The sequence below is a fragment of the Streptomyces caelestis genome (assembly GCF_001279005.1).
GTDB classification, from domain to species: domain Bacteria; phylum Actinomycetota; class Actinomycetes; order Streptomycetales; family Streptomycetaceae; genus Streptomyces; species Streptomyces heliomycini.
The window spans coordinates 306,419-314,898 of sequence record NZ_LGCN01000001.1 but is presented as its reverse complement, the minus strand read 5'-3'; the positions used below and the strand labels follow the sequence as shown (position 1 = coordinate 314,898).

11 protein-coding genes are annotated in these 8,480 nt (G+C 68.7%); 3 read left to right on the top strand and 8 right to left on the bottom strand.

What is annotated here, in order from left to right:
• Positions 1-184 precede the first annotated feature (184 nt).
• Together ADK41_RS01460 and ADK41_RS41520 are read left to right on the top strand one after the other, a co-directional pair.
• The gene (locus ADK41_RS01460) at positions 185-811 is read left to right on the top strand and encodes a DUF4200 domain-containing protein (protein ID WP_078662251.1); all 627 of its coding nucleotides are present in this window, start codon (positions 185-187) and stop codon (positions 809-811) included.
• A gap of 616 nt (positions 812-1,427) precedes the next feature.
• Complete coding sequence (locus ADK41_RS41520) at positions 1,428-1,592, top strand: hypothetical protein (RefSeq protein ID WP_157846297.1); 165 nt, start codon at positions 1,428-1,430, stop codon at positions 1,590-1,592.
• Positions 1,593-2,531: 939 nt separating this feature from the next.
• On the opposite strand, the gene ADK41_RS42710 is transcribed toward ADK41_RS41520, so the two are convergent.
• Complete coding sequence (locus ADK41_RS42710; RefSeq protein ID WP_030819261.1) at positions 2,532-3,080, bottom strand: hypothetical protein; 549 nt, start codon at positions 3,078-3,080, stop codon at positions 2,532-2,534.
• A 129-nt stretch (positions 3,081-3,209) separates the two neighbouring features.
• Here ADK41_RS42710 and ADK41_RS42705 point away from each other — a divergent pair, with 129 nt between their 5' ends.
• Positions 3,210-3,542: a hypothetical protein gene (locus tag ADK41_RS42705; RefSeq protein WP_030819263.1), complete on the top strand. Its 333-nt coding sequence runs from the start codon at positions 3,210-3,212 to the stop codon at positions 3,540-3,542.
• 548 nt (positions 3,543-4,090) lie between these two features.
• Here the strand turns inward: ADK41_RS42705 and ADK41_RS01445 are convergent.
• The 7 genes from ADK41_RS01445 to ADK41_RS41960 form a co-directional block, all read right to left on the bottom strand.
• Positions 4,091-4,615 carry a hypothetical protein gene (locus ADK41_RS01445; protein WP_030819265.1) on the bottom strand — a complete coding sequence of 175 codons (525 nt, stop codon included), beginning with the start codon at positions 4,613-4,615 and terminating at the stop codon, positions 4,091-4,093.
• A 29-nt stretch (positions 4,616-4,644) separates the two neighbouring features.
• Positions 4,645-5,223: a hypothetical protein gene (locus tag ADK41_RS01440; RefSeq protein ID WP_030819266.1), complete on the bottom strand. Its 579-nt coding sequence runs from the start codon at positions 5,221-5,223 to the stop codon at positions 4,645-4,647.
• A gap of 213 nt (positions 5,224-5,436) precedes the next feature.
• Entirely contained in the window at positions 5,437-5,673 is a 237-nt protein-coding gene (locus tag ADK41_RS01435; RefSeq protein WP_245174591.1) for a hypothetical protein, read from the bottom strand.
• A gap of 274 nt (positions 5,674-5,947) precedes the next feature.
• Positions 5,948-6,769 carry a hypothetical protein gene (locus tag ADK41_RS01430; protein WP_234318519.1) on the bottom strand — a complete coding sequence of 274 codons (822 nt, stop codon included), beginning with the start codon at positions 6,767-6,769 and terminating at the stop codon, positions 5,948-5,950.
• The gene (locus ADK41_RS01425; RefSeq protein ID WP_030819272.1) at positions 6,766-7,206 is read right to left on the bottom strand and encodes a hypothetical protein; all 441 of its coding nucleotides are present in this window, start codon (positions 7,204-7,206) and stop codon (positions 6,766-6,768) included. Before ADK41_RS01425 ends, ADK41_RS01430 begins: the two co-directional genes overlap by 4 nt.
• A complete protein-coding gene (locus ADK41_RS01420; RefSeq protein WP_037803302.1) occupies positions 7,203-8,252 on the bottom strand; it encodes a hypothetical protein in 1,050 nt (349 codons plus the stop codon). Before ADK41_RS01420 ends, ADK41_RS01425 begins: the two co-directional genes overlap by 4 nt.
• Positions 8,249-8,422, bottom strand: a complete 174-nt coding sequence (locus tag ADK41_RS41960) for a hypothetical protein (protein ID WP_167353438.1) — start codon at positions 8,420-8,422, stop codon at positions 8,249-8,251. The genes ADK41_RS01420 and ADK41_RS41960 overlap by 4 nt, the downstream gene beginning before the upstream one ends.
• Positions 8,423-8,480: the final 58 nt, after the last annotated feature.

Here is an 8,480-nt window from a genome sequence, read left to right as displayed (position 1 = left end):
GCCGGGGGGTGGGGTGGCGGGGTGAGGTTTCTAGTTGGGCTTGGGTTTGGTTGAGCGTGTGGGGGTGATCCCGTTCCGGTGTTGCGTATTCGCGTTTCGATGTGTACTGTAGTTATCACGAGGTCGGGGGAACGAAGAACCGGCCGAGAACCACACCACCTGAACCCTGTTGGAGGGGATCTTCATGTCCGGCACCCAGACGTTCACCACCCCGGCCGGTAACACCTACGCCTACACCGTCGAGGCCGGCGAGAACGGCGAGGCCGTCTACGACCTGTCCCAGGTCTTCCAGGACGGCGTGTTCCCGATCGGCTCGGTCGTGGTCCACCCGAACTGGGAGCTGTTCCCGGCCGTCAAGGGTCTGCTGAACGTCCAGTTCGGCAAGGGCAGCCCGGAGGACCGGCACGGCCGGACCGACCTCCCGATGCTCGGTGACGGCGATCTGCCGTACGTCGTCGGCTCCCACCTGGTCAACCCGGCGGACCTGACCGCCGAGACCGACGGAGAGGGCGCGGCGCTGCTGAAGTTCCGCAAGCGGATGCTCGGGGCGGCGTTCCCGACCAACTCCCCGGCCGAGAGCGCGAGCCAGGAGACGTTCGAGAAGGTCCGGGACCTGGTGACCGGTCTGGTCAAGGTCTACCAGGCCGACAAGGACACCGAGACGCGCGAGGCCGCGTACGAGAACTTCCTCAACGGCAAGCGCGCGGAGGCCATCGAGGCCGAGATCGGCAAGCTCGACGGCAGGGTCCAGGCGCTCATGATCCAGCGCGCCGCGCTGGTCGAGAAGCTGAACCGCTACAAGGCCGCCTGAGCCCCCACAGACCGCCCGGCGGCCCCAACCCCCCACCCCAGGGCCGCCGGGCCCCACACCACCCAAGAGGAAGCAGCCAAGATGCGCGACAGCCGGTCTGAGATATCCACGTGCCCCGGATGGGGCGAGGAGTGCGGCAACGAGACTGAGGGGTCCGACCTCTGCCCCGACTGCCTCATGGCGCGGCTGAACGCGCAGTCCCCCCGAATTCCTCTCTGACTCGTCCCTGCCCGGTGCGGGCGGCCCTATCCCCAAGGGCCGCCCGCACCCACCACCGGCCCCGCCCCACCAACCCGCCTACCTGGGAGCACTGATGAACCGGAAGATCGGACGCAGGACCGGAATCGTTCTGGGTGCCTTGCTCGGGGGCATCGCCCTTGGCCTTACCTGGCTCGCGTTCCAGGTCTCTATGGACGCTGTGCGCGCCATGCCGGACTTCGGCGCTGTCGCTCCCCCGGGACACAGCTGCCGATAGGGGTCGCTTCCCACCGGGAATCGGCTCCCACAGGCCGCCCGTGTCGCTCCCGCACGCCCACGGGCTCCGGGCAGTGCAGGCGACAGACACGGGCGGCCCCTGACCCCGCTACAGATCCCTTGCAGATGGAGAGGACACCCCATGGCCACCGACAAGCTCACCGAGCTGCTGGCCCGCGCGGCTGACGGCGACGTCGAGGCCGCCGCCGCGTTCCTGCGAGCGCGGGCGGTCCGGGCCCGCGCGGCGGATCGCGTCACCTCTAGCGCACGGGTCGCCGCTCTGCGGATGATCCGCGCGGACCGGTAGGCCCCTCTGCCCGACCCCGCCCCTCCTGACGCGCCCCCCTCCCCCACCTCCTTTGCACGCGCCCCGCTCAGCGTTTCGCTGGGCGGGGCCGCTTGCGTTCCGCGCCGATCTACGACGGCTCAACTCCCCGGCCCACTCGAACCTCGGACCCCGTCTCGGCCTCCTGGCTCCTGTGGCTCGTAGTCCTTCGCGTTTCCCGTTCCCCTGTCCGTCTCCGGTCTCGTGTTCTGTCTGTCTCTCGTTTGGTCGTTGTCCCCTGCGGCTGCCCTCTATCTCCTCAGCTCTTGCGCTTCTGGGGTTCTTCGTCTCGCTTGCTGTTGTCGTCTAACTGCTCCCGCTGCTCACTGCCCTCTTTCCTCTTGTTCTGCTGCTCTCCCATCCATGTCGCTTGCTCCTCGCTTCCCTCCGGCTTCCTCCCTCCTGTCGTTCGTCTGTGGCTCTTCGCTAGTGTCCTCAGTGCCCTTGGGGGTCTCGTAGAGAAGTAGTCGGCGCGCTCAGGCCCCCTTGACTGTGCCGCTGAAGTGCATGTTTCCCCGTTGAGGGTGCCGTGTGGGGGCAACTTGTAGGGCAACTTGCAGGGCGACTTGAAAAGCAACTTGAAAAGCAACTTGTAGGGCAACTTGTAGGGCAACCTGGTGTCGGGCCGTGTGTGCAGGGTCAGGACCGGTCTGTCATGGGGGGGAGATCTCTCCCCTCTCGGCGGTTCTTCTTAGGGGGAGAGAAATCACCCCCCGAAGCTGGCTCTTTCAGGGGGGGAGAAATCTCCCTCGCGCGGGGAGGGAGATTTCTCAGTACCGCGAGGGGGGAGATTTCTCCCCCCTCGCGGGAGGGGGGGAGAAATCACAGTCCCAAGGGTGCAGCCCCGGGCGACTGGCGGCCGCGCAGGGCCGGCAGACACCGAGGTGCCTGCCGGCCCTGCGCCGCTCGGGTGCAGCGTGCTCACGCGTCCCGTGGCACTACGCTGCTCGTGGCCGGCTCGGAGGCGGGGATGCGACCGTCGAGGCAGAGTTCGCGGTAGCCGGGCGTGTAGGTGAAGCCGTGTCCCTCGCAGGTAGCGCAGTCGAGGGCATGGGTGGTGGGGGCGCCGTAGCAGAGGATCGGTTCCTGGTGGACGGCGGTATAGATGTCGTCGCCGTGGTGCTCCCAGGTGAGCACGGTGAGGACTTCGCCGGTGCCGGCGCAGCGCCCTGCGCAGTCGTGGGGGTGTGGGTCGACGTCTTCGTCCTGGTCGTCGAAGTCGCGGAAGGCGTCGAGGAGGTACGCGCGGGCGCGGGGGTCGCTCAGCGTGGATCGGCGGTCGAAGGCCCGCAGGGCGTGGCCTGCGTTGGCCGCGGCCGCCGCCGTGGCGTTGTCGGTCGGGGCCGCGGTGGCGGCCCAGTCGAGGAGGAGTCCGCGGGTCATGATGTGTAGCCGCTGTTCGCTGGCGACGTCGACGGCGGGGAATCGGGGAGTGCGGCCGAGGTTGGCCCAGGCGTAGGTGTCGAGCATTTGGCGAACCAGCCGGGGGCCGGATCGGCGGAACGTGCGTTGGGGCGGCAGAGAGTCGTCAGTGGCTTGGGACGCTCGGCATGCGTCGCCGTGGGTGTGGTGGTGGAGTCGGGCGTATTGGGCTCGTAGGTGGTTGAGGCCGTTGTGGGGATGGTCGTTGAGGGCCAGGCCGTCGACCTCGCGGAGGAGGGCGCCGTGGTCGCGGGCGGCTTCGTAGAGGTCGGTGTCTCGGGTGCGCAGGGCAAGGATGTCGACGAGCGCGCCGGCGTGCAGGAGCTTGAGGCGGCGCAGGGCGGGGACGCCGTTGTGGTCGGGGTCGTGTTCGAGGACATCGGTGAGGCGATAGTGCGCCGACCGTGCTTCGAGGATGAGGCGGGCGATGGACGGGCGTTCATCCCAGTACGCCTTTACGGCGTGTTCGGGGTGGTGGCCGACGGGCATAGGGCTTCCCCTTCAGGGTGACTGGTCGCGGGTGAGTGAGGTTTGGTCAGCCTGCGGCCTTGGGTGTGCTGCGGGCGAGGTCACGATGGCGCGGCGCAGGGGTGTGCTCGGTCGGGGGCTTGCGCTGTGGCTAGCGTCGTTCTTCGTCGAGGAGGTGCGCGTGGCCCCAGGGGTTGGGCTGGGGAACCGGTCGTCCGTGTGCGATGTCGCGGCGGCGCTCGGGGCGGCGTTCTTGTACGTAGCCGCGGCAGTGCAGGGCGTCATGCTGGGAGGTGGGCCAGGACGAGGCTGTGGCGCACCAGGGGCAGTGCGGTTTCCGGGTCATGCGCCGGCTCAGGGCGAGAGCGAGCAGGGTGACGGCGGCTCCGAGATGGTTCCGAGAACGAAGGCGTGCATCTGGTGTCTCCCACTGGATGATGCGGGGCCACCGGGTGGTGGCCCCGCATCGGAGGTCGTCGGGGGCGGGTGTGTTGGGGTGGGTAACTGGTCGCGTGGCAGCGGATCGCCAGGGAAGAGGGCCTGGTGGGCCTCGTCGGGGCTCTTTGGCGTCGGTTTTCGTGTCGCTTCGATCACCACCAGTGCCGGAACAGGTAGTTACCGCGCGGGAGTTCGCTGCGGCGGATGAGATCGGCGAGGATCAGGTTCAGCGACGGGGAGAAGGCGCGATCGGCGAAGAATCGGCTCTCGAACACGGTGTTCTCAAGGTCTTGCGTATCGGGCGGGTTCGCCTCGACAGTGGCGGGCGTGTTCTCGTCAGCGACGCGAATGCTCAGCCAGTAGTCCAGCTCGGTCATGCCGGTCTTGTAAACGACCTCACCGAGACCGGAGTCCCAGCCCAAGTACACCCTCGCCTCATCGAACTGGTCGAGCGCCTCCTCGTAGTCCCCCTCGGAGGTGAGTTCGTACAGCTTCACGCTGTCATTGGGGATGTGCTCGTCGTCCCGCTGGCAACCGCGCAGCGAGTTGTACGGCTTGCCGTAGACGCGCTCGGCGATGGCTTCGATCGGGATGTGGCCGTTCTCGGCGGTCGCATACTCAGCGTGCGGCTCCAGCATGTAGATGCTGTAGGGGGTGTACTCGGGTGCACCGGGCATGACAGATCTCCCTCTGGGTCTCGGGGGGGTCAGATGCGGTCGTGGAGATCGGTGTCGTTGTAGGTGGTCTCGGAGACCGTGATCCAGCCGGTTCGGTCGCCGTCGCGGAGCTGGAGCTCCCACTTGCCCGGCTGCCAGTGCTGACCGGTCTGCTTCCGGCCGACGTGGTGGCGCTGGCACTGCTTGGTGGACTGGCTGCTGCCGTCGGTGGTCGAGCCGGACGATCCGGGCTGGGTGGTGCCGGAGGTGCCCCCGTTTGTGAGGGGCTTGCCGGGCGGGGTGCCGCCGGACGAACCTCCGGAGCCGTCGGGGTTGGTGTCGTTGTTCTTCTTGCCGGTACTGCCCGACGAGCTGGACTTGCCGCCGCTGGACTTGCTGCCGCTGGAGCCGCTGCTGCGGCCCGCGAAGGCGGTGGTGGTGAACGAGCTGGTGCGGATGGTCGAGCAGTCCTGGCGGTACACGTCCTCGTACTCGGGGATCCAGGAACCGGCGTAGCCGCGCTTGTCGATGACCTCGCCGTGCTTGATGGGACTGTTGGTGCAGCCGGTGATGATGAGGGCGGTACTCGCGAGGGCGGTTCCGATCATCAGGGTGCGGGGCGTGGGCACGTTGGGCTCCAGGAGGTGTGTGGGTGCGCTCGTCTGCTACAGGTGTTGTGCGCGAGCGGCGTGTGACACAGAGGCGGAACTTTCTCCGCGACCACCACAGTACATATTGAAATACTAATAAGCAACATCGAGTTGAGGGGGTAGGCCAGCTCGCGCTGCGAGGTGTTGGTTGGAGCAGCCGTGGCCCTGGGAGTGCGGCTGGACGATCGTGCGTCAGTGCATGGTCTGGATGATCCAGGCGAGCAGACAGACGACGGCGATGGCCGCCCACATGCGCAGGGCGGCCGGATCCTTAGCGATCGACTTGGCGTTGGACTCGAACACCTCGGCCGTTGGGGTCATGCCGGGGTGGACGGTGTTCCGATGTTCGTCCCGCTTGGCGGAGGCCTGATCCTTCGGCAGCCATCCTGTCGTGACCCCGCACGGGCCGCACTCGTACCGCCATGCCATCGCGGACCCCTCCACTGGTCTTGCGGGTGTGGTTCGACGGTACCGGGCGGCCGCGCTCTACGGGACGGGAACAGGCTGATAGGGCACGGTAGATGGGGGTGATAGATGCATCTAGCGTTGGGGTAGATCCGCAGGTCAGGCGGTCGTAGATGTGACCGATAGATGGCTGGTCGAGCCCCTGTGGGGGAGGGGAGTGGCAGCCGGCCGGAGGACATTTGCGGACGCCCGGGAGCCCCCTCTGGCCGGCGGCCGAGGGAGCTCCCGGGCGGATGGTTCAGTCGGCCTCTGCAGGAGCCTTGAGGAAGGCCACTTCGGGGGGCGGAGCGGGAGGCTCGGCAGGGGGCGCGGCGGGGGCGTTCGGGGTGAGGTCGGGGACAAGCTGGGCGGGGATCCTCAGGGGCCTGCCGAGGGCCTGCTCGAGGTTCTCGACATGCACACCGAAGTAGTTCCTCCCCTGGATGCCCATCTGGGTCCGGACGGGGATGCCAAGGGACTTGCACTTCTGCCTGAGCATGGGCTCCGTCCAGTCGGCCAGCATGTGCTCCTGGTGGATCCGCTTGAGCAGGGTGTCGGTGTGGACGCCCTTGCGGCCTTGGCGGACGGCGAAGGCGACGCTGTGCTCAATGAACACTGCGAAGGCGGCGTCGGCTTCGGCCGAAGTGGCCTGAGGAGTCGTTTCAGGGCCTCGCTCCCCCGCCATTTCATGATCGTTTACGCTGTCGCTCCCCTGCGGCTCCTCCTCGGATGGGGCATGTGCGGCTTCCAGGTCCGCTACTGTGCGGCCGGCTGACAGGCCGGTGCGGACGGCGACGGTCGTGACGACGACCAGCCCAGTGGCGCTGTAGACGTACCAGAGCCCGGGGTGCTTCTCGCTGAAGTGCAGGGCGACGTAGCCGGCGAGGCCGAGTGCGGTGAGGCGGACGAGAAACCCGCCGCGTTCCTGGTCGCCGGCGCGCAGCCAGGCGCCGACGTAGCGCAGCGCGACCATGGTGGCGCTTACCAGGACCGGGACCTCGCGCACGAACGGGATGTGCTCCAGCCTGATCTTCCGCCGTTCCTGCTTGGTGGTGCTCGTCTTGTCCGGCTGCCTGGTCATGCGCCCACCAGGGACAGTGCGGCGGTGGCGACGGAGATGACCGCCCGCCAGATGGAGCCCTGCGCGGCGGCCATGGCGGCCGCGGTAAGCATTCCCCACAGGGCACCGGTGAACGGCACGATGGGGGCGAAGGCGGACAGCACAAGCAGGATGATCACCACGGCAGTCATGCCGATGGATCCCAGGTCTGGGTTCGCGGCGACCTGGCGCGGGATGTCCTGGACGGCGATGCCGAGGTCGTGGGGCCAGCTGTCGGCGCGCAGGAAGGCGAGCTCGGCGAAGAAGCCGATGGCCTGGGCGGGGCCTCGGGCCAGCTTCTTCTTCCCCTTGCCCCAGATGCCGTAGATGAGGGTGACGATCAGGATGATGCTGACGGCGGTGGCGGACATCGGGCCGAGGGCGCTGGTTCCGGCCGCGGCGGCGAGCGGGGTGGTCACGGGTGTCCTTCAAAGGTGGAGGGCAGGAACAGCAGGACGGCAATGCCGGCGGAGGCGACCGGGATGTGGGTGAGGAAGCGGACGGCGGCGCAGAACGAGGGCAGGCGGTACAGCCACTTCTCCACGAAGGCGGTGATGGCGCCGCCGGCAACCGCGGCGATCAGCATCACGCCGCCGCCGACGATGAACGGAGTGGTGGGCTCGTTGCTGCTGGCGGCAGCGTCGTGCATGACGGCGAGCGTCCACTGGGGCAGGCCGGTGTTCCACTGGGCGGTGAACAAACCCCAGCTCCAGGCGCCGACGGTCGCGGCCGCTCCGTTGTGGAGGATGAACCGCTGCAACGGGGTGAGCGACACCCACCAGGCGGTGAGAGAGCTGCGGTTGCGGCCGGGGCCGGTCCCCTCCCCTGCGCGTGCCGGCGGCTCCTGGCCTGTGCCGTAGTAGTGGTGATGCACCTCGTACGTGTCCGGGTCTGGTGCCTGCAGAGCGGCGGTCTTCTGTACGCGGAACCAGTCGGGCTCGTCGCCCTCCGGCTCCGGGAGGTCTTCGTCCGCGTCCGAGGCGGCCGCGCCCTCGGCCTGGTCGTCGTCCTTGTGTCGACGCCAGGGATCACGAGGTGGCCACACCCTCTTCACCGGCTCACCCGCGGGCTGCGCCTCTGCGGGCCCGGCCGGCTCAGGCGTGGCGTCCTGGCCCTCTGCGGGCATCGGCTCGTCGGCCGGGGCCTGCTGCTCGGGGATGTCCGTGAGGTCGATGGTCTGCCCGGGCACGGGCAGCCGGCCGCCGGGCGACATCGAGATCCGACGGGTGGCACCGGCGGACGTCAGTTCCTGCTCGGGGCGGGCCGCGGCCGGCTCGGGCTCCTCGTCGACGGGCTGCTCGGCGTGACCGAGGGGCCGGACACCGATGCGGGACAAGAGGCGACGCAGCTGCGTCTCGTCGTCCGGGACTCCGCTCTCCGCCTCCGCGGTCTGGGGCGGTTCGCCCTGAGAGGTGTTGGAGTGCGTCCGGTTTCTCCGGCCGCGATTGGAAGGGGTCGTGCTCACTGCTCGCTCACCTCTCGGGAGATGGGGCGTCGCACGAGGGCGAGGCGGGGCCGGCCGCGCTGCGGGGCGCTGGCCGACCCGGCCGGTCCGGTAGCGGTGACGGGCCGGCGGGCCGGTGCGACGAGGGCGAGGGCCTCGTTGACGTGCTGGTCGAAGGTGGTGGCGGACATGTGTGGTCCTCACGGTCGTGCTCGCGGGCAACCCTCCTGAGCGCCCTGCGGAGCGGGG